Origin of the sequence: Bifidobacterium aesculapii (genome assembly GCF_001417815.1) — a bacterium.
Lineage (GTDB): Bacteria > Actinomycetota > Actinomycetes > Actinomycetales > Bifidobacteriaceae > Bifidobacterium > Bifidobacterium aesculapii.
Genome location: NZ_BCFK01000071.1, coordinates 38,125 through 58,253, shown reverse-complemented (window position 1 = coordinate 58,253; position 20,129 = coordinate 38,125). Strand labels below are relative to the sequence as shown.

At 61.0% G+C, this 20,129-nt stretch carries 15 protein-coding genes, 1 tRNA gene and 1 pseudogene; 3 read left to right on the top strand and 14 right to left on the bottom strand.

The window, feature by feature from the left end:
* Window positions 1-77: 77 nt before the first annotated feature.
* From BFAL_RS09825 to BFAL_RS09810, 4 genes are all read right to left on the bottom strand, one after another.
* Window positions 78-151 (bottom strand) — tRNA-Asp (locus BFAL_RS09825).
* A 193-nt stretch (window positions 152-344) separates the two neighbouring features.
* A complete protein-coding gene (locus BFAL_RS09820) occupies window positions 345-1,214 on the bottom strand; it encodes an ABC transporter permease subunit (RefSeq protein WP_082440521.1) in 870 nt (289 codons plus the stop codon).
* On the bottom strand, window positions 1,211-2,038 hold the full coding sequence (locus BFAL_RS09815; protein ID WP_055428192.1) for an ABC transporter permease subunit: 828 nt from the start codon (window positions 2,036-2,038) through the stop codon (window positions 1,211-1,213). The genes BFAL_RS09820 and BFAL_RS09815 overlap by 4 nt, the downstream gene beginning before the upstream one ends.
* Entirely contained in the window at window positions 2,035-3,213 is a 1,179-nt protein-coding gene (locus BFAL_RS09810) for an ABC transporter ATP-binding protein (protein WP_201780454.1), read from the bottom strand. Before BFAL_RS09810 ends, BFAL_RS09815 begins: the two co-directional genes overlap by 4 nt.
* A 1,226-nt stretch (window positions 3,214-4,439) precedes the next feature.
* On the opposite strand from BFAL_RS09810, the gene BFAL_RS11935 reads away from it, so the two are divergent.
* Together BFAL_RS11935 and ettA are read left to right on the top strand one after the other, a co-directional pair.
* Complete coding sequence (locus tag BFAL_RS11935; RefSeq protein WP_082440520.1) at window positions 4,440-4,793, top strand: 6,7-dimethyl-8-ribityllumazine synthase; 354 nt, start codon at window positions 4,440-4,442, stop codon at window positions 4,791-4,793.
* Between the two features lie 246 nt (window positions 4,794-5,039).
* Window positions 5,040-6,719 (top strand): energy-dependent translational throttle protein EttA, encoded by a 1,680-nt coding sequence (ettA, locus tag BFAL_RS09795; protein WP_055428190.1) that lies wholly within the window; start codon window positions 5,040-5,042, stop codon window positions 6,717-6,719.
* A 203-nt stretch (window positions 6,720-6,922) separates the two neighbouring features.
* On the opposite strand, the gene BFAL_RS09790 is transcribed toward ettA, so the two are convergent.
* Window positions 6,923-7,597, bottom strand: a complete 675-nt coding sequence (locus BFAL_RS09790; protein WP_152973637.1) for a hypothetical protein — start codon at window positions 7,595-7,597, stop codon at window positions 6,923-6,925.
* A gap of 361 nt (window positions 7,598-7,958) precedes the next feature.
* Between BFAL_RS09790 and BFAL_RS09785 the strand changes: the two genes are divergently transcribed.
* Entirely contained in the window at window positions 7,959-8,864 is a 906-nt protein-coding gene (locus BFAL_RS09785) for an acyl-CoA thioesterase (RefSeq protein ID WP_055428188.1), read from the top strand.
* A 208-nt stretch (window positions 8,865-9,072) separates the two neighbouring features.
* On the opposite strand, the pseudogene BFAL_RS09780 reads toward BFAL_RS09785, so the two are convergent.
* The 9 genes and pseudogenes from BFAL_RS09780 to galT form a co-directional block, all read right to left on the bottom strand.
* Window positions 9,073-9,285: pseudogene (locus tag BFAL_RS09780) on the bottom strand (galactokinase); the annotation flags it as partial.
* Between the two features lie 171 nt (window positions 9,286-9,456).
* Entirely contained in the window at window positions 9,457-11,367 is a 1,911-nt protein-coding gene (locus BFAL_RS09775; RefSeq protein ID WP_055428186.1) for a glycoside hydrolase family 32 protein, read from the bottom strand.
* Between the two features lie 99 nt (window positions 11,368-11,466).
* Window positions 11,467-12,558 (bottom strand): LacI family DNA-binding transcriptional regulator, encoded by a 1,092-nt coding sequence (locus BFAL_RS09770; protein WP_055428185.1) that lies wholly within the window; start codon window positions 12,556-12,558, stop codon window positions 11,467-11,469.
* A 27-nt stretch (window positions 12,559-12,585) separates the two neighbouring features.
* The gene (locus tag BFAL_RS09765; protein ID WP_055428184.1) at window positions 12,586-13,263 is read right to left on the bottom strand and encodes a YesL family protein; all 678 of its coding nucleotides are present in this window, start codon (window positions 13,261-13,263) and stop codon (window positions 12,586-12,588) included.
* 61 nt (window positions 13,264-13,324) lie between these two features.
* Window positions 13,325-14,260, bottom strand: a complete 936-nt coding sequence (locus tag BFAL_RS09760) for a carbohydrate ABC transporter permease (protein ID WP_012578328.1) — start codon at window positions 14,258-14,260, stop codon at window positions 13,325-13,327.
* 12 nt (window positions 14,261-14,272) lie between these two features.
* Window positions 14,273-15,244: an ABC transporter permease gene (locus BFAL_RS09755; protein WP_012578329.1), complete on the bottom strand. Its 972-nt coding sequence runs from the start codon at window positions 15,242-15,244 to the stop codon at window positions 14,273-14,275.
* A 106-nt stretch (window positions 15,245-15,350) separates the two neighbouring features.
* On the bottom strand, window positions 15,351-16,958 hold the full coding sequence (locus BFAL_RS09750) for a type 2 periplasmic-binding domain-containing protein (RefSeq protein WP_055428183.1): 1,608 nt from the start codon (window positions 16,956-16,958) through the stop codon (window positions 15,351-15,353).
* Between the two features lie 619 nt (window positions 16,959-17,577).
* Window positions 17,578-18,828, bottom strand: a complete 1,251-nt coding sequence (gene galK / locus BFAL_RS09740) for a galactokinase (RefSeq protein WP_055428181.1) — start codon at window positions 18,826-18,828, stop codon at window positions 17,578-17,580.
* Window positions 18,829-18,877: 49 nt separating this feature from the next.
* Window positions 18,878-20,128: a galactose-1-phosphate uridylyltransferase gene (gene galT / locus BFAL_RS09735; RefSeq protein WP_055428180.1), complete on the bottom strand. Its 1,251-nt coding sequence runs from the start codon at window positions 20,126-20,128 to the stop codon at window positions 18,878-18,880.
* Between the last annotated feature and the right edge of the window lies 1 nt (window position 20,129).

Genomic DNA, 20,129 nt, shown 5'->3' with positions numbered 1-20,129 from the left:
CCCAAAATCGCGCTTAACCTGTGGCTCGATTCAGAAACAACAAAAGGGGTTCCGATTATTCGGAACCCCTTTTCTAGCGACCACGACCGGACTTGAACCGGCGACCTCCGCCGTGACAGGGCGGCGCTCTAACCAACTGAGCTACGCGGCCGTTCGCACCTGCTTCGTTCAGGCACGAGTAGATAGATTACAGCACCAAAGCATTTCTCGCCAATTCGGCGTGTCGCGTCTCGTGCTCCTGCTTCGCCATCTTCCGGCATCGCCATCCAGCGCCCGACCACCATGCCGCGCGATTCGGCGCTTGCGATTCAGCACACTTGCACACGGCATCCAACGCACGGCATTCAACGCACGGCGAGGTCGCGTACGGCGAATGCACGGAAAGCCACCACGAATCCGATCACGACGATCAGCGCGGCCAATACGACGAACGGAACCGACACACGACCGTCAATCACCTCGGCAGGTGTGGCGTAGCGGAACGGGGAGAGCACCCGCGCCACAATCGAGGCGTCGTGATCGGAGAACATGTCGTAGGCGACGCCGGCACCATAGGCCACAATCACCGAGGCGTTGCCGGCGGCGGCGCCGCGCTCAGCCAGCCGGCACACCGCGGACGCGCACGCGCCAACGGCCCCGAACACCAGCATCATGGCGAACAGCCAGACGGAGAACCGCCAGATCACCGTCGCTGCTGCCGTTCGATTGAGCCCACGCACATCACCCAGCAGACGCAGGCACAGCAGCGACGAGACGAGATTGACCGCGACGAACGCGACAGCGTCGACCAACGCGGCGGCGAGTTTCGCATCCAGGATCGTCATGCGGGAAACGGGACGCACGAACAGGAATTCATAGGTGCCGTCCGTCATCTCTCGCGACACCGCGTTGCGGGCGAGCGCGACCGCATAGACGGCCGCCATGATGCCCACGTAGAACTCAAGCACCGCGTAGTATCCGGCGAACGTGGACATGTCGAGGTCGGCTATGCCCATGACGGCGAGCGCGACCTTCGGAAACGCGTCGGTGAGCTTGCGCACGGCGTCGGCGTCGCCGCCGGCGATGCCCTCGAACTTCATCACGCCGGCGATGTTGAACAGGACGATCACGACGCTCCAGATCAGCCAGGCCTTCGCGTCGGCATGCAGTTCGCGCGCGATCATGGCGAGCACGGCCTTCATCGCGATTCCATGATCTTTTCGTTCCACCATCATTCGGCCCTCACCTCGCCGCGCACATACACGGCCGCCCCTGCCGCCAAACAGACCAAGGCCACCGCAGCGGCCAGCATCAGATAGCCCGCTTCGTAGCGGCCATAATCCAGCGCCTCGGAGACGTTGAACCAGGTGAACGGCGAGACGATGCGGTATTTGCTCTCGCCGGTCATCTCGGGCAGGGAGACGAGCATGAAGCCGAAGATGCCGAACGTGGTCGCGATGCCGGACACGCTGCGGATGCGCCGCAACAGTACGGCGGCGAGCGCGCCGAAGGCGAGGAACAGCACACCAACGCCGAACAGCGATGATGCAGCGAGGAGCAACCGGGGCAGGGCGATCGCGGTGGCGGTGGGATCGTCACGGAACCGGGTGTAGACCGCCGCCGCCGTGGCGAGGAACGCCAATCCGGCCACGGCAACCATCGTGAGTCCCGCCGCGAGTTTTGCCGCATAGACCGCGCCGCGCGGCATCGGCATGACGAACAGGAAGTCGGTGGCCTTCGCGCGCTTCTCGCGGCCGAGCACCGCGAGACCCCACGCGCAGGCCATGATCGCCATGGTCAGCATGAGGTACAGCGAGCTGAACCGGTAGAACCCGCCGAAGGAGAACACGTCGTCGTTGACGCCGAACAGCGCGGCGAACTGCGGCGGGAAGCCGTCGATCACCTGCTCGACACTCGACTTGGAGTCCCGGTAGATCGGGTATGCGCCGGCCAGCAGCAGGATGGCCACGGCGAGGAGCGTGGCCGTGCCGATGAGGAACGAGCGCAACTGGGCCTTCAGTTCGAAGGCGTAGACGTGCAGGATAGCGTGCGCGTTCATCGGGTCGGCTCCGGTTGACTCAATTCGCCCGGTTCGCCCGCCACCGCGCCCACGGCTCCCGCTCCGGCACCGTCGTCCTTGTCGCCGGACCGGTAGTAGTGCATGAACACTTCCTCCAGCGTCGGTTCCGCGATCTCCACGTCCGCGAGCGTCATGCCGGCGAGCGCCGCGATGAGCTCGTTGCAGTCACCCTCGTAGAGGAAGGATGCCACGGCGGAGGCGGCATCCGTTCCGGCACCGGCCCCAGCCTCCGCATCCAGCGTCAACGACCGAATGCCGGGCACGGACGCGAGCGCGCGTTTCGCTTCCGCGACCGCATCATGGGCATCATCGCGTGCGTGCTCGCGATACCCGGTGCCAACAGTCCTGGATCCCGATGCGGTCACCCCGTTGCCTGTCACGCCGCCGATACCAAGCGTCACGCGCTTGACCGCGGACCGTCGCATTTCCGCCACGCTGCGCACCGCGACGATCCGCCCTTCGCGGATGATCGCGACGCGGTCGCAGATGCGCTGCACTTCGGAGAGGATGTGCGAGGAGAACAGCACCGTGGCGCCGCGCGCGTGCTCCTCTCGGATCAGGTCGAAGAACACGCGCTGCACGAGCGGGTCGAGTCCGCTGGTCGGTTCGTCGAGGATGATGAGGCGGGGCCGGTGCATGAGTCCCTGCACGATGCCGACCTTCTTGCGGTTGCCGAGCGACATGTCCTCGACCTTCTGGTCGAGGTTCAGGTCGAGCCGCTCGGACAGCTCACGGATGCGCACCGAGCAGTCCACGTGGTAGAAGCCCGCCGCGTATTGCAACAGGTCACGTGCGCGCATGCCGTCGTAGTAGAACACTTCGCTGGGCAGGTAGCCCACTTGTTCGAGGATGCGTGTGCGGTCCTTCTCGCAGTCGAGGCCGAGTATGGACGCCTCTCCACCTGTCTTGCGGATCAATCCCAGGAGTGTCCTGATCGTGGTCGATTTGCCGGCACCGTTCGGTCCGATGAAACCGAAGATCTCGCCCTGCCGCACGGTGAGGTTCACATCCTCGATGCCCCGCGCCTTGCCGTATCGTTTGGTCAGATGGCGCGTGAGAATCGCGGGGACGCCATCGACCTCCACACCCTTGCCACCCTTGCCATCTTTGTCGATGCCGCCGGAACCCCCATCGTGATTGCGTACACCAGCCACTTCGTCTCTCCATTCCCCCATCCGACACAGGACGGATGCGTCGTGTCGCATGCCGTCATGCTCACCCATACCTCACCGCATGCCGATGGTCTGTGCAGCTGCCATTCATGATAGGTTCGCACCCTTCCGCCTGTCATATTGTTCTAACGGAATCCATACGTATCTGCAGGCTTCCACATCATGCACGCGATGCCGCGGGTCACCGCCGCGCTGCTGTACCAAGGACCATGGGGAGTGGGATCTCGGCAAACACAATCGTCTGCACGCCTTGGGATATGTGGGATATGAGTCGTTCGTGGTTACGCGGAAGATCCCGGCCGTGAAGGCACGCCTTCAGGAGCTCCTCTCCATGGTGCCGAAGGCACTCATGAAGCGTCGAATGGGGGGCTTCGCGAATGATTTGCGGCGCGTTCGGGTTCTTAGCCACGGGTTCCACGGGTTCCTAGCCCACGGGCTCCTAACCCCAGTCACCTAGACACAGTCACTTCCCACAGTCCCCACAGTCAACTAACCCACCTCGTGGTACAACTCGAAGCGCCTGCATGCCTCACTGGGATACAGGACACCACAGGGACGTGGAGAGCGAGCATTATCGACAGCAGACGGCACAAGCCGTCTCACAGTAAAGACGGAACAACAATCAGGGCACTTCATAGCCCACCCAAAGCCGCCCAAAAAGCCTTCCGTAGGGTGTTTTGAGCTTCCGTTGGAAACTTGTAGCCGTTCCAGAGTCGCCGGCGCATCGAGAATCCGCACCATTCCGCCTTTCTTCCATCGGCCATATGCGGACTTCGCCGATCAGGTTTCCAACGGAAGTCAAAAACACCCAACTGAAGCCGGATATTCCACTATTCGCGAGGCTCGTGTTCCGGGTACGTGATTCAGCAGCGATTCAGCAGACACTGATTCAGCAGCACCCTGTTCGCAAGCACCCCGTTCACCCTGTTCACCGCCCAATACTCCCCAAAAGGACTGGTATCAACGACTGGCACCAACAGACTGGCACACAGACTGGTACCGACAGACCGGCACCAACAGACCGGCACAACGACTCGGCGGCGGCACCCACGCCGACGCCATTATGGACAGGATCGTGCACAACGCCACTTGGATAGAAACCGGCGAATGGAACATGCGCGAACACGCCGCCCGGCAAGCAACCCCACCCATCACCACGACCGGACGGCGCCGCCTGCACCGCCGGCACCCAACCACCACACACAGCGGTGCCATCCCGCAATAACTCCCGCAATAACCGGTGCTCAAACCTCCAAATAATCAAGCGGCCGCATGTCGCGGATGATGGCGGCCCGGCCGAGAGCGCCCGGCATCCACATCGGACTCTCCGGCAGTTCGCAGGAGAGTTCCCCACATCTGCAGACGTTGTCCAGCTAATCACGGCGATCGCGCAGGTGTCGCTGAACTCCGACGTGCCGGTGCTTTTCGGCGTGATCACCACCGAGAACATCGAACAGGCCATCGAACGCGCCGGCACCAAGGCCTGCAACAAGGGCTTCGACTGCGCGCTCGGCGCCATCGAGATGGTCAACGTGCTGCGCGCCATCAGCGTCGGGGAGTGACCGGTCGCATAACCGGTTCGGCTGGCAGCATGCATCCGCATCCAACCCGCTGCCAGCCGCAACATTCCAGCCCTTCCGTTACCATGGTGGGCGGTGGTTTGGCATGAAATCGGCCGCTATGCGGACACATCGCCGCGTCGGCCGGCCGGCGGCACGGCGGCAACATGACCGGCGGGGCGCGGCGGCGACCATGCACGAACCTACGGAACGGCGGAAATCCCAACCTTTGGTAAGGAGACACTGCAAGTGGCAGAATTCGTATTCCAGATGATCAAGGCGCGCAAGGCGTTCGGCGACCGCGTGATCCTCGACGACGTGACGCTGAGCTTCCTGCCCGGCGCGAAGATCGGCGTGGTGGGCCCGAACGGCATGGGCAAGTCCACGCTGCTCAAGATCATGGCCAGCCTCGAGACCGTCTCCAACGGCGAGGCCACCCTCACCCCGGGCTTCACGGTCGGCATCCTGCAGCAGGAGCCGCCGCTGGACGACACCAAGACCGTGGGCGAGAACATCAAGATGGCGTTCGGACCGATCGCTGAGAAGGTCGCCCGTTTCAACCAGATCGGCGAGGAGATGGCCAACCCGGACGCCGACTTCGACGCGCTGATGGAGGAGATGGGCAAGCTCCAGACCGAGATCGACGCCGCCAACGGCTGGGATCTCGACTCGCAGCTCGAGCAGGCCATGGACGCCCTGCAATGCCCGGACCCGGACACCCCGGTCAACGTGTGCTCCGGTGGCGAGCGCCGCCGCGTGGCCCTGTGCAAGCTGCTGCTCGAAGCCCCGGACCTGCTGCTGCTCGACGAGCCCACGAACCACCTCGACGCCGAGTCGATCCTGTGGCTGGAGCAGTTCCTGCACCAGTACAAGGGCGCCGTCATCGCCGTCACCCACGACCGCTACTTCATGGACAACGTGGCCGAGTGGATCTGCGAGGTCGACCGCGGCCACCTGTACCCGTACAAGGGCAACTACACGACGTACCTGGAGACCAAGGCGAAGCGTATGGAGATCCAGGGCGCGAAGGACGCGAAGCTCGCCAAGCGCCTCAAGGACGAGCTGGAGTGGGTGCGCTCCTCGCCGAAGGCCCGTCAGGCCAAGAACAAGGCCCGTCTGGAGCGCTACGACCAGATGGAGAACGAGGCGCGCAACAACAAGAAGCTCGACTTCTCCGAGATCCAGATTCCGGCCGGCCCGCGTCTGGGTTCTATGGTGCTCGAGGCGAACCATCTGCACAAGGCGTTCGGCGACCGCGTGCTCATCGACGACCTGTCCTTCACGCTGCCGCGCAACGGCATCGTCGGCGTGATCGGCCCGAACGGCGTCGGCAAGTCCACGCTGTTCAAGACGATCGTGGGCCTGGAGCCGCTGACCAGCGGCGAGCTGAAGATCGGCGACACCGTCAAGATCAGCTACGTCGACCAGAACCGTGAGGGCCTCGACCCGAACAAGAACCTGTGGGAGGCGGTCTCCGGCGGCCTCGACTTCATCGACGTCGCGGGCACCGAGGTGCCGACGCGCGCCTACGTGGCGAGCTTCGGCTTCAAGGGTTCCGACCAGCAGAAGCTCACCGGCGTGCTCTCCGGCGGCGAGCGCAACCGTCTGAACCTCGCGCTGACGCTCAAGCAGGGCGGCAACCTGCTGCTGCTCGACGAGCCCACGAACGATCTGGACGTCGAGACGCTCGAATCGCTTGAAAACGCGCTGCTCGGCTTCCCGGGCTGCGCCGTTGTTATCTCCCACGACCGCTGGTTCCTCGACCGCGTCGCCACGCACATCCTCTCGTGGGAGGGTGACGACGAGAACCCGGCGAAGTGGTACTGGTTCGAGGGCAACTTCCAAGCGTATCAGGAGAACCGCGTCGCCCGTCTCGGCGAGGACGCGGCCCGCCCGCACCGTCTGCACCGCAAGCTGACCCGCGCCTGACGCGCCCCTCCTCTCCCCATGGCGCGCCCCTGACGCGCCCCTCCCCCATGGTGCGGTAACACAATTCCTCCATAACCCCGGAATTCCGCGGTTATCGGCCACCGCACCATGGGGGATTTACCGCACCATGGGAAACGATGCGGCTCACGTGTTCGTTTCGGTATGAACAACCATGGGTCGTCCATACCGAAACGTCGGACACGCTAGAACGGGTTCGACAGACACGCTTCCAATGCTGCGGCCTTGTCCGCGTCGTAGTCCGGCGAAGATTCGTTGGAGATACCGTCCATCCATTTGGCGTACTGTGCGCTGTCGGACACCATCGTCTTGTAGTCTGCGACGCTGAAGTCGTCGGGGACGACGTTCCTGTGTCGCAGGCATGTGGCCACCGCCTCGTCGCGGTTCTTGTTCTCCGGATTGTCGCGCGTGGCGACATAGAGATTGACGATGTTCCACGGACTGTTCCACGAGCCGTCGCAGGATGACGTGATTTCACGTTCTCCGTCATCGCCTATCGAAGGCGGTGCGGTCCATGACGCGCTGCCGTCCACGTTGATGGTGACGTCCATCAATCCTTTCTCGACATAGCATTGACGCCTGCGGTCCGCGTACTCCAACGCCTCGCTTTCGGTGATGCGCCCATCCTCGAGCACTCCTTTGGTGAAATCGTCGGGCGCGCCTTCGTAGGCTTGTCGGAATTCCTTCGCATACGGATTGTCGTCGGAAATCGCCTCCGTGCCGCCGCCGCGCCCCTCGCCGACCGTGCATCCACCCAATGCGACCACGCACGTGATGACGACGGCCAGTACCCTCGATCTTCGGGAACCCGCACGGGCGATGCCAACTCCTTCATCTCCTCTGGAAAATCGGCCAATCATAATGAACCACGCTGTCCTTTCATATCGCGACGACCACATCGTCGCCTCCTCATCACGATACCCCCCCTCACGGCAAATCCGCCCCCGCCGGGCGCGCCCCTCCCCCATGGTGCGGTAACACAATTCCTCCATAACCCCGGAATTCCGCGGTTATCGGCCACCGCACCATGGGGGATTTACCGCACCATGGGAAACGATGCGGCTCACGTGTTCGTTACAATCGCTTTGGACTGTGGTAACGGTCGTTCGTTAGAGTCAGGAGCATCGCGTCGCGATTGCCGTTCGCGCCACCGCTGCAAGGTGGCGCGAACGGGCGATTGCGACGATAACCGAGATAAGCGAGATAACCGGGGGGAACACCATGACCGACGTCGACGATACGGCACCATTGCAGCATCTGGTGAAGGTGCTGAAGCTGGGAAGGCCCTCCGATTACCGCAACCACACGTACGTGAACGGCGAGAGCCTCTACTTCCCCACCGGCCGCGTGTACGGCGGGCAGGTCATCGCCCAGTCGCTGATGGCCGCGGCGAAGACCGTCGCGGCGAACCGTCTGCCCCATTCGATCCACGGCTATTTCATCGCTCCTGGCGACATCCGCCAGGATCTGCTGTTCGACGTGGAGAAGCTGCGTGACGGGCGTTCGTTCTCGTCCCGGCGCGTCAACGTGACGCAGGCCGAAGGCCCGATCCTCACCGCGATCGCCTCGTTCCAAGTGGAAGGGCAGGAAGGCGTCGATTTCTCCGATCCGATGCCGGGCGACCTGCCGGCGCCGGAAACGTTGAAGAGCGCGAAGGAGCTCATGGCGCCGTTCGCGGACAAGTCCCCGTTCGCGAACTACTACGCGGAGCAGTCGCCGTTCGACATCCGCCACATCACGCCGACGATCATGCTCGGCCCGGACAAGGAGTCCGCGGCGCACGACAGCGGCAAGCAGATGGTGTGGATGCGCGCCGACGGCGACATCGACGCGCCGCAGCTCATGCACCGTGCGATGCTCGCGCTCGGCTGCGATCAGGTGATGATGGAACCGGTGCTACGCCGCGCGGGACTGTCGATCTCCACGCCCGGCATCTCGTACGCGTCCATCGACCATTCGATGTGGTGGTACCGTGACGTGGACGTGTGCCAATGGCACTTGTACGTGCAGGACACGCCCACCGCGGGGCATGGCCGCGGGCTGGGCGTCGCGAAGGTGTATTCGCAGAGCGGAGAGCTGGTCGCCGCGATCGCGCAGGAGGCCATGATCCGCGTACCCAAGGACTGAATCGAAAGACTGAAACGCAAGCGGGCAGGCAGCAACGGTTGAGGGGGTGGTCGCCCGGATAGAAATATCCGGGCGACCACCCCCTCAACCGTGAAAGCGGAATCGTCCTACGGCCGATATGGCACCGTAGTCAGCCTCGCGGCTGTGTCTCTCACTCAGCCGGCTCCGCCGACAGCTCCCTCATCAGAGGGAGCCGGGGAAGGACGTCTCACGCCTCGCGGGACGCCGACGCTGCGGCGTACGCGGCGAGCGCGCGCGGTGCATGGAAGCCGCGGGTCTCGAACTCGTCGGCGATCTTCTGGGCGACTTCCTCGGAGCGACCCTTGTCGACGAGCGCGATGATGGAGCCGCCGAAGCCGCCGCCGGTCATGCGGGCACCGTAGGCGCCGTTGTGGCGGGCCACGTCCACGGCCACGTCGAGCTATGGAACTCCCTAAACGTGAGGTGCGAATATCCAGTTACCGTCTCGGCAAAATGCCGGACGTGTGCTCAAGTATAGGAAAGGCACGTGCCAAAACACGTGCCTTTCGTCTATTTGCCTTACATACTGAGATGACTGTCGGACATCACCTGCCTCTGCAGCAGCTGTATGTCACCGCCAGATGCCGTCAAGCACACGCACATCCACGCAATCGACCTTGCCGTCAGCAACAAAACGGAACTCGCCATCGCCGTCCGCACCTTGGAACAGCATGCTGCCGGCCGCTTCGCCGTTGTTAAGGAAGACTTCCACCACATTACGGTCGAAGAAGATTTCGACGCGACGCACATCGGCGATGCCGCTATCGAAATCGATGTCGTCCACGATTGTTCCCTTCGTAACCAGTCGGGTCACGCCGTCGCGACGCTGCAGCTGCAATTCAGTCGAATCACCATTGGCGGGATTGGTACCGGTCGCGATGAGCATTGTGAAATCGTCATCGTCAGCCAGATGCATGTCCATGTAATACGCGTTGTTCGGCACAATAAAGAAGGTCCCGTTTTCGTCTGCACGCGCTTCCAAACGATCGCCTAGCAGCTGCTCGTACGCTTCTTTGACAGGACGGCTGGTCAAGCGGCCGTCACGCACGTGCAGTTCACGTGGCAGCGACATCATGCCGTTGGCAATGCACGGCTTTTCCACACGCATCGCGGGAAAGTCGGTATACCAGCCGAATACGATACGGCGGCCGTCGTCGGCAGCAAAGCTTTGTGTCGCGTAGTAGCCGGTACCGAAATCGCACCAATCGCTGTTCCCTACCTGCAAACGTGGACCTTCGGCGGTGTCCTTGAGATCACCAACATACCAACGCACCTGCTGGAAACGACCTTGCTTGTCACGGTAGTGCATCAACGCGCCGATGGCGACCGTCTTGCCGTCGAGCTGGAACAGGTCAGGACATTCGTAGGTACGCGATAGCTGGTGGCCGAAATCGGCGAGCACCGGTCCTTCATACTGCCACGTCACGTTGCGCTTGAGCGGTTTCTTCGCGGAGAAGAGCGCCATGGCAGGCACCGTATCCATATTGGGCTTGTCGGCGCCGGGCCTGCCTTGCGGACCGAACGTAAACCAGCCGTCTGTACCCTGTACGCTGATGCCAGGCGCCGCGGAGGACACAGCATCAGTATCGAATTCGGAGACCGGCAGATTCGTGGCGGTCACCATGTAAGCGCGTTCCGGATTGATCGCCTCGCCGGACATGCCGGTTTCCACCTTCGGATCACGGAAATCGAAGCCAAAACCATCGTTAACGCGCAACGCGACCGGAGATTCGACACTCACATGCACGCCATCCTCACACAAGCAGGTGGTCTGGTATTCAGTAACAGACGATTCGTCTCCGCGAGTCTCCAGGTGCCGGGTCAGGTACAGGCGAATAGCGGCCGCATCATCACCCTTGCAAGGATTGTCACACGCATCCACCGTCACCGCGGATCCGGAGAACGCGCCACCAACGATGCGTTCGTCGATATGCAGCTCCGGCTGCGGTTCGAGGAAGATTGGCAGATGCGTCCAATGCACCAGATCGCGGCTCACCGCATGGCCCCAGTGCATATTGTCCCAGCCAAAACCATACGGATTGAATTGGTAGAACAGATGGTAGCGTCCTTGGAAACGACACAGGCCGTTAGGATCATTCATCCAGCGAGCGAATGGCTCGAAATGCGCCGCAGGACGAGCGAAACGATCATAGATCTGCTCCAGCGTCGGCTGCGTATCCCATTCATTGTCGTACGGATTCATGCTGATGAAACGCACGCCTTCATCAAGGAGATTCTCACACTCGGACAAGTAGGCGAACCGTACGGTCAGTCGGAGCGCACTCACCGTAATACGCACGTTCGTCGGCACCGGAATCAAGAAATGGTGGCGACGCTCGGCCACCGGCATGGCATGGCTGGCGATTTGATGGCCGTCCCCGTATGTAATGGTGACGGCGGCGTCATCGCCGCATCTTTCGGCGAACAATTCCAGCAAACGGTAGCCGCCGGTTTCGATGGCAACGGAATAGTTGTCAGGCATAATAATCTCCTCCACAACGCCACATGATCGGATATCACGTGGCTACGCATTGAAAAACAGATAATCGGAAAACTAAATATGAAAAAAAGGGAACGTCCGTCACGACACGATGGAATCGCGTTCGATGATGCGGCAGCGCAATGCTGTTTTGCTGCCATCACGTTGCCTCTGCACCGCCATGCCACGATCGGACTCAAGATCAGCTACGGCCTTGTCGCCGTCAAGTATGGCGACAAGTTGCCGAACCGCTTCAAAACCCATCTCATAATGGGGCAGTTCCAGCGTAGTCAGTGATGGTTTAATCACATTAGTGATGAACGGCTGGTTATCGATGCTAATCACCGACACGTCAGCGCCGATGCGCACTCCGCGTTCGCGTGCGGCTTCGTAGATGAAAGTGGCGCGCACATCGTTGAAACAAAAGATGCCGTCCGGCTTGATTTCGTCGAACACCCGCGCCGCCTCAGCAGCAGCGTTGGTCGTCTCCAATACATTGACGACCAAAGCGTCATCGAATGGAATGCCCGCTTCCGCAAGCGCACGTCGGTAACCAGTCAGACGTTGACCTTGCGCGACGATGGGGGTTGCGGAACCGTAGTAGACAATGCGTCTGCATCCAGCTTTGATCAGACGGTCGGTGGCATCATACCCCGCCAGTTCATCATCGGGGTAGACCGAGGGAACTCGCCCCGCTGCATCCTCACTGTCCACCACCACGGTCGGGCTGCCTTCCAAGACTTCGGGAATGTCCACTTTGCGGTGGAACATCATGGCGCATAGGAAGCCATCCACGTTGTATCGGAGCAGGGCGGATATTTCTTGGTTCTCGAGTTCAGCGTCATTATTGGTGTTCGTGGTAAGCAGTATGTATCCGAGCTTGCTCGCAGCATCCTGCGCACCTTCGAGTACCTTGCTCGCGTACGGGGTCGTGGCGATCTCATCGGTCACAAATCCCAAGGCGTTGGATTTGTTGGTACGTAGGGTACGCGCCACGGAATTGGGATTGTACCCCATGTTCTCGGCAGTCGCACGGATTTTCTGCGCAACCGCCTTGCTGACGCGATCGTGATCCTTGTTGTTCATAACCAAAGACACAGTGCATACGGAAACACCCGCTTCCTTAGCTATGTCTTTGATGGATACCAATCGTTTGGACCTGTTCACTCGTTGCCTTACTGACGACTGCATCATTTTATCACCCCCTTTTTTGCGAACATGTCACGATGTCTGGTTTCGGGCGTGGCCCGCGCTCTGTTCCATGCGGTCATGAATGTCCATTCCAGGCAGACGGCCGAATGAATAAATAATCCAGGCTGTGCAGAACATCGGCAGCGACAAGCCGAACACCATGAGAATTCCAGGCCATTGCACCCATACAAGCACGGTAAGAATCAGCAGTCCAACCTGCAGAAGGCTGCACAACGGGCGTGCCACAATCATCGCCAGTGTTGTACGAACAATCCAGACGGAATTCTCTTCATAGTTCGCGCGCACCACCCAAACCAAGGACGAGAACACTGCCAAAACTACGATGATGAGCAGCAGCACGCCGGAAACCATGATGTCGAAATCGCCGCGAGCATGCCAGTTCATTACGCAGTAGTCGACGATGACCACGGCCCAGAGAATAATCAAAGGCCAACCGAAAAGATTCGCGCGCTTGACTTCGCTTTTCCAGAAGCCGTGAAACGTCTTCCAAACTTCCTTGGCCCGCATTGAACGGTCCTCAGAAAGCACCCACGCACGGAACGTAGCCTGCGCAGCCGCGAACGAGGGGAGAAATCCCAGCACGACGGCTCCCATCAGAGTGTGCGCGAGTATGGCCACGTTGACCACGAAAATCGCGACTAGCAGACGGCAGAACCGCTCGTAGGCCACAGAGAAGCGGGCAAGCATAGCGAATCCTTTCTATCGGCTGGCTTTTAGATTGGTTGTCTCTTGTCGGATTGCGTTTGACTCAACCCTTGACCGCGCCGAGCATCACACCCTTGTTGAAGTACTTCTGCAAGAACGGATAGAGCACAAGCAGAGGCAGAGTAGAGACGATGATGATGCCGAACTTGATCTGATCGGCGGCCTGCTGCTGCGCAGCCGCGTTGACATTGGTTCCAGTACCCTGCGCCACCAGTAGCAACTGCTGCAACACCACCTGCAATGGCTGCTTCTTGTCGTCGGTGATGTAGATAAGGCCCGTCATGAAGTCGTTCCAGTGGCCGACAAAGTAGTACAGACCAATTACAGCCAGAATCGCGGAGCTTAACGGCAGCACAATCTTGAAGAAGTAGCCAAAGTAGCTCAGCCCGTCGATCTGGGCCGCGTCGAAGAGCTCTTCGGGGATAGAGGTTTCGAAGAAGGAGCGGGCCACGATCACGTTGTACACGGAAACCGCGCCAGGCAGGATGAACACCCACATGCTGTTGTTGATGCCGAGGCTCTTGTACAGCAGGTAGTTCGGAATCAGGCCGCCGGCGATGAACATGGTCACGGTGAACAGGAACATGATCACGCGTCGCGGCTTGAACTCGCGACGAGATAGCGCGAAGGCGCAGGGAATGGTCACTGCCATGTTGACCGCGGTGCCGACCACCGAATAGATGATGGTGTTGAGATAGCCCTGCCAGATGCGCTGGTTGGCGAACACCTTAGCATAGCCAACGAAGGTCACACCCTTGGGTAGCAGCAGCACTTCACCGCCGGCCACGGCGTTCGGATTTGAAAATGATGCGATGACCACGAACCACAGCGGGTAGAGCACCGCCACAATGGTCAGGAGCAGCAGCACATTGATGATGCCCGACACCGCCAGGTCACCCGGCTTCTGCTTCTGGCGCACGTGCTTGTTCCAGGGAATGTCGTTCTTGTTCTGGGTAACAGCCTCAATTGTTGCAGACATGATAAAACCCTTCTAGAAAATGCTCGTATCGGAAACGCGCTTGGCGATTGCATTCGCGGTGATCAGGAAGATGAAGTTGACCAAGGTGTTGAACAGGCCGATTGCCGTCGAATACGAGTATTGGCCATTGATAATACCGATTTTGTAGGTGTATGTGGCGATGACTTCGGTGGCCGGCATGTTCAGCGAGTTCTGCATCAGATAGATCTTGTCGAAGCCCACGTTGAGCACGGAGCCCATGTTCATGATGAGCAGGATCGCACATGTCGGCATGATCGCAGGAATATCGACGTAGCGAATCAACTGCAGACGGCCTGCACCGTCGATCTTCGCCGCCTCGTACAGCGATGTGTTCACACCGGCGAGCGCAGCCAGGTAGATGATGGAGTTCCAACCAACATGCTGCCAGACTTCGGAGATCCAATAGACCGCGGTGATGGCGCTGGTGGAGCCCATCAGTGATTCATCACCGAAGAAGCGACCGAGAATGCCGGTACCAGGAGTCAGGAAGATGTTGAGCATGGAGACGATGACCACCACGGAGATGAAGTGGGGCATGTAGGTGATCGTTTGTACGAAACCCTTGATTTTCTTAGAACCGATCTGATTGATCAGCAGGGCCAGAATAATCGGAAAGATGAAGCCCATGACCAGTGTCCAAAGGGAAATGCGGATGGTGTTGGTCATGATCTCGCCAAACAGCGGGTTGTGGAAGAATTCCAGGAAGTATTTGAAACCGACGAATTTGCCGCCGGTCAGGCCTTTGGTCGGATCGAACTCGCGGAAGGCGAGCTGGATGCCCCACATCGGCACGTAGGAGAACAGTCCCACGAAGAACAATGCCGGAGCGGAAAGAATCCACAACTGCCAGTAGCGACGTAAATGGTCGGCGATGCGATCGAGCAGACCTGGTTTCTTGCGGTCGGGAGCCGCTTCCATCGCCACGGTCCGTGCAGCAACGCCTTGCGATGTTTGTGCACTCATGTTGGTCTCCAATTTAGGATGATTGCTAGGGAACAAAAATGCGGGGTCCGGCGGCAGTCACGGGAGAGAAACGAACCCGTGCGATGGACCCCGCGGTATTACTTGGCTACTTGGTGTACTTGTCGTACCACTTCTGCCAAATCTTGATGTTGGCGTCGAGGCCGAGGGTCGGTTCGGACACCTTTTTCACGTAGGCATCCCATTCCTTGTCGATGCCGCCCTTCTGGACCCACTTCGCGATCTGGTTGTTCGCGTAGTTGGAGATGGCGGTGTTGTTGTTTTGCAGGGTGTTGGAGTCCTCGGTATCCGGGCGCACGTAAATCGGTACGACATCCTTGACGCCGTCGACGCGGTTGCGCGCCTCACGAATGGCCAAATCGGACGCAGTGACCTGGTCGGCGTTGGTGTCGTTGACCATCTTCACGTCGTCGCGAATCCAGCCACCGAAGCGGTCCTGCAGGGCGACGGCGCGGGTATCAGGATATTCGGCGTAGGCTTTAGCCTTGTCGATGGTGTACTGGTGGTCGCCGTCATCGGAGACGATATCCGGAATAGAGCCGAAGAATCCAGCCACGGAAAGCTTCTCGCCATACATGGCGTCGATCACCTTGTAGATGGCGTCCTGGTTGGCTGCGTTCGGGTTGACGGTCAGGCCGGAACCGGAGTAGGCCCAGCGGCAGGCGTCCTGGGAATAATCCCACTTGACCTGGAAGTCGGGCGTGGAGGCGTCCTTCTTCAGCGGCGGCAGGGTGACGTACTGGTCGCCAAGCGCGTTGCCGTATTCGGCGTAGTTGGACCAACCGAAGGAGACGCCGGTCAGCGCGGTCTTGCCGTCACTGACGGTCTGCGAAGTGTATTGCGAGGCGTCGCGGGTGAGCACATCCTTCGGGATAAGGCCCTTGGCCATGAGTCCGTGCAGGTAGGAGACGACGTCCTTGAGCGCGTCGGAGGTGTAATAGCTCTTAACCTTGCCGTTGTCCACATAATAGCCCTGTTCGGAAGCGCCGCCGCCCATGAAGGAGGTGACCACGCCTTCGGAGTTCATCAGCGCCAGAGGGCTCCACAGGCCGAAGCCGAGGCTGCGGATATTCATCGGCACCTCATCAGCCTTGCCGTTGCCGTTCGGATCCTGGGTCTTGAATGCATCGAGCACGTTCTCGAGCTCGTCCCAAGTGGTCGGCATCTGGAGTCCCAGCTTGTCCAGCCAGGTCTTGTTGATGAACATGTGAGTGCCGGAAACCTCGTAACCCTTGCCGCGGTCGGAGGGCAGCATGGCGATCTTGGTGCCATCGGTAACGTACTTCGCGGCGCCCGGCTGGGCCTTGAGGAACTTCTTGACGTTCGGCATCTTGTCCAGATGCGGCTTGAGATCCTCGAAATAGGTGCTGTACTTGGCCGCATCCACCATGCTGAACAAGCTCAAGCCAATGTCCGGGAATTCACCGGCGGCCATCTTGGCGCTCTTCTGCTGGCCCCAAGCGTTGTCGGAGACTTCCTGCCACTTGATGGTGCAATCGCAGGCGGCTTCCAGATCCTTGGTGTACTGGGTGTCCTGCATCGGATGGTCGGTCACGTTGCGACGAACCAGAATGTTGACGATTGGCTTGCCGTTCTCGTCTGTGGTGGCCTGCTTGTTGCCGCAGGCGGCAAACGTCGTGACCATAGTCGCGACTGCAGCTATTGATGCCAACAGGCGAACACTTCTTCGTGCCATGATTAGGCTCCTTCTTCCTTGATGTTTCCTCCCCGTACCGATGTAAGACGCACCGGTACGACCCCGCCAGCCACTTGCTTTGTGGTTGTTTCTTTGCGGTGGTTAACACTATAAACCGTTAATCGTTTAATGTCAAACGTTAATCGTTTATCTCAATAGTTAACACTCTCATCGACCAGCCCCCCCCCAGCGTCGCAAACGTAAACTTCGGCTCTATACTGCCGTTCTTGCAGAACACCGGAATCACCCACATCGCGACACGCCGTTAATCGTATAACGTATCGTTTTTCATCAAATACACGTACCGCCCATCCACTGCACGCACAAAACGTAGCCGAACAGGACGGCCACCAAGTCGACACGTCGCTACTTACGAAAGATGCTCCCCTCCTTCAGGAAGAAGGAGGGGAGCACGAATACGATCACAGACAGCACCAGGCCAAACACGTAGCCGCACCGGGAGCCGGGATGAAGCATTCGGCATCGTACCTGCTGGTCATCGCCGTGGGATACGCTGTGCACCATCTGGTCCACAAGTAGATCGTGCAAAAACGCGCGTTGGCGCACGTCCTTTTTCATGGGCGTGCGCCAACGCGCGTTTTTGCATCGGCTTCTGCGATCAGGCCTCGCGGCTCGCGGAAGCCGCAGCGAACGCCGGCAAGGCTCGAGGTGCGTTGAAACCTTCCTTTTCGAAGCGGTCAGCAATCTTCTGTGCGATCTCGTGCCCCTGGCCCTTATCCACCAGCGCGATGATGGAGCCGCCGAAGCCGCCGCCGGTCATGCGGGCACCGTAGGCGCCGTTGTGGCGGGCCACGTCCACGGCCACGTCGAGCTCCGGCACGGTGACCTCATAATCCGCGGCAAGCGAATCATGGGAGGCGTTGAACAGGCGGCCGGCGGACTCGATGTCGCCCTTGGCGAAGGCGCGCACGAAGGAGCGCACGCGTTCGATTTCGGTGACGACGTGGCGCACGCGCTTCTTCATCGTCTCGTCGGGCAGCGCGTCGAGCGTCTCCTTGAGGGCCTGGAACTGGTCGTCGGCCTTGGCGATGCCGTCCGCGGCGACACGCAGGTTGGCGACGCCGAGGATCTTCGCGGCCTCCTCGCAAGTGGCGCGGCGCTGGGCGTACTGGCCGTCGTTAAGCTGGTGCGGCGCCTGGGTGTCGACGACGAGCAGTTCGAGACCGTACTTGTCGAGGTCGAACTCCTGCTGGGAGACGTTCTCGAGCGGGGTGAGCTCGGGGCGGCAGTCAAGCAGGAGCGCGTGGCCGGGCGTGCAGCGCATCGAGGCGTTCTGGTCGAGGCCGCCGGTGGAGGCGCCGGCCATCTCGTTCTCGGACTTGATGGCGGCGTTGATGAGGGTCACGCGGCCGGCGTCGGAGTCGCCGTAGCCGAGACCGTACACGTCGTCCAGCGCGAGCGCGGTGGAGCAGGTCATGGCGGCGGAGGAGCTCAGGCCGGAGCCCAGCGGCACACAGGAGACGAACGCGGCGTCGAAGCCCTTGACCTTGGAGAATCCGGCCTCGCGCAGCGCCCACGCCACGCCCACCGGGTAGGCGGCCCAACCGTCCACGCCGCGGGCCTTGAGCCCGTCGAGATCCGCTTCGGCTACCTTGTCCGGCGAGATGGAGGAGACGACGCGCACCTTGGTGTCGTCGCGCGGCGAAAGCGCGATGAACGTGCGCTGCGGCAGCGCGATCGGCAGGCACAGGCCGGCGTTGTAGTCGGTGTGCTCGCCGATGAGGTTGACGCGGCCCGGCGCGGCCCACACGCCTTCCGGAGCGGCGCCGTAGGTGTCGACGAACAGCTTCGTCGCCTCGGAGACGCCCTCCTCGTGGGAGATCGGCGCGATGAATTCAACAGCAGCCATTGATGTTGTCCTTCTTTCTTGGGTGATGTTGGGTTTTACGTAAATGCGGTCAGTCGGCGATGTCGACGTCGCCGAGCTCGTGGAAGCGCTTGGCGATGATCTCCGGCGTGGTGTCGGAGATCCATGCGGCCATGCCGGATTCGGAGCCGGCGAGGTACTTGATCTTGTTCGCGGCGCGGCGGAACGAGAAGAACTGCAGGTTGAGGCGGTAGTTCTCGCGGCGCGGGTCGTGGATCGGGGCCTGATGCCAGGCGGCGATGTACGGCAGGTCCATGCCCTTGCCGTCGCCCTTGTCGAAGAACGCGTTGCCGCGCTTCAACAGGTGCGAGTACATGGAGGCGAGGTCCCAGCGCTCCTGGTCGTCGAGCTCGTCGAGGGTGAGCACGTCGCGCACCGGCGCCACATGCACCTCGAGGGGCCAGCGGGCGGCGGCGGGCACGTAGGCGACCCAGCTGTGGTTGCGCATGATGACGCGTTCCTTGGCCTCGAGCTCGGCGTTCATCAGATCCTTGAGCAGGTTGCCGCCGGTCTTCTCGTGGTAGGCCTCGGTGTGCTGGAGCTCCTTCTCCATCTTCGGGGCGATGAACGGGTAGCAGTAGACCTGGCCGTGCGGGTGGGCGAGGGAGACGCCGATCTCCTGGCCGTGGTTCTCGAACGGGAAGATCTGCTCGATGCCGTCCATCTTGGAGATTTCGGCGGTGCGGAACGCCCACGCCTCGACAACGGTGCGCAGACGGCTCACCGGCAGGTCGGCGGGCAGGCCATGCTCGTTCGGGTCGAAGCAGATGACCTCGCAGCGGCCGGCGGCCATCTTCTTCTCCCACAGCGGGTTGCCGTCGACGAAGGTGACGTCCTCGCTGCGGCCGGGCACGCGCACCATCGACGGGAAGCGGTTCTCGAACACGACGACGTTGTAGTCGGTGTCCGGCACCTCGCCGTCCTGGTACGGGTCGCCGGGCTTGCGGGCGGCCAGCGGGTTGCCCTTGGCGGTGGCGCCGGGGCCGGCGGTGATTGGGCGGTTCATGCGCGCGGTCGCCATCGGGATCCAGTCGCCGGTCAGCGGGTCGCGGCGCATTTCAGGGGCGGCGTACGGCACTTCCTCGCCGGCGGCGTTCAGCTGGTTGCTGAAGCGGTACGGCAGGTCGCGCGGATCCTTGAGCTCGCGCGTCTTGGCGCCGGAGACGTACTCCGGATCGTCGTCGAGGTAGAAGAAGTCACGTCCGTCGGCGAGCGTCGTCGGTGTGATGCGGATGTGCTCCTTGGCGTACGCGCCCGGTTCGTAGGCTGCGAATTCGGTCATG

Coding starts and splice junctions, on each gene's coding strand:
- galT (WP_055428180.1), bottom strand. CDS start 20,128: ATGACCGAATTCGCAGCCTACGAACCGGGCGCGTACGCCAAGGAGCAC.
- BFAL_RS09820 (WP_082440521.1), bottom strand. CDS start 1,214: ATGATGGTGGAACGAAAAGATCATGGAATCGCGATGAAGGCCGTGCTC.
- galK (WP_055428181.1), bottom strand. CDS start 18,828: ATGGCTGCTGTTGAATTCATCGCGCCGATCTCCCACGAGGAGGGCGTC.
- BFAL_RS09750 (WP_055428183.1), bottom strand. CDS start 16,958: ATGGCACGAAGAAGTGTTCGCCTGTTGGCATCAATAGCTGCAGTCGCG.
- BFAL_RS09760 (WP_012578328.1), bottom strand. CDS start 14,260: ATGTCTGCAACAATTGAGGCTGTTACCCAGAACAAGAACGACATTCCC.
- BFAL_RS09815 (WP_055428192.1), bottom strand. CDS start 2,038: ATGAACGCGCACGCTATCCTGCACGTCTACGCCTTCGAACTGAAGGCC.
- BFAL_RS09765 (WP_055428184.1), bottom strand. CDS start 13,263: ATGCTTGCCCGCTTCTCTGTGGCCTACGAGCGGTTCTGCCGTCTGCTA.
- BFAL_RS09775 (WP_055428186.1), bottom strand. CDS start 11,367: ATGCCTGACAACTATTCCGTTGCCATCGAAACCGGCGGCTACCGTTTG.
- BFAL_RS09770 (WP_055428185.1), bottom strand. CDS start 12,558: ATGATGCAGTCGTCAGTAAGGCAACGAGTGAACAGGTCCAAACGATTG.
- BFAL_RS09785 (WP_055428188.1), top strand. CDS start 7,959: ATGACCGACGTCGACGATACGGCACCATTGCAGCATCTGGTGAAGGTG.
- BFAL_RS09790 (WP_152973637.1), bottom strand. CDS start 7,597: ATGATTGGCCGATTTTCCAGAGGAGATGAAGGAGTTGGCATCGCCCGT.
- BFAL_RS09755 (WP_012578329.1), bottom strand. CDS start 15,244: ATGAGTGCACAAACATCGCAAGGCGTTGCTGCACGGACCGTGGCGATG.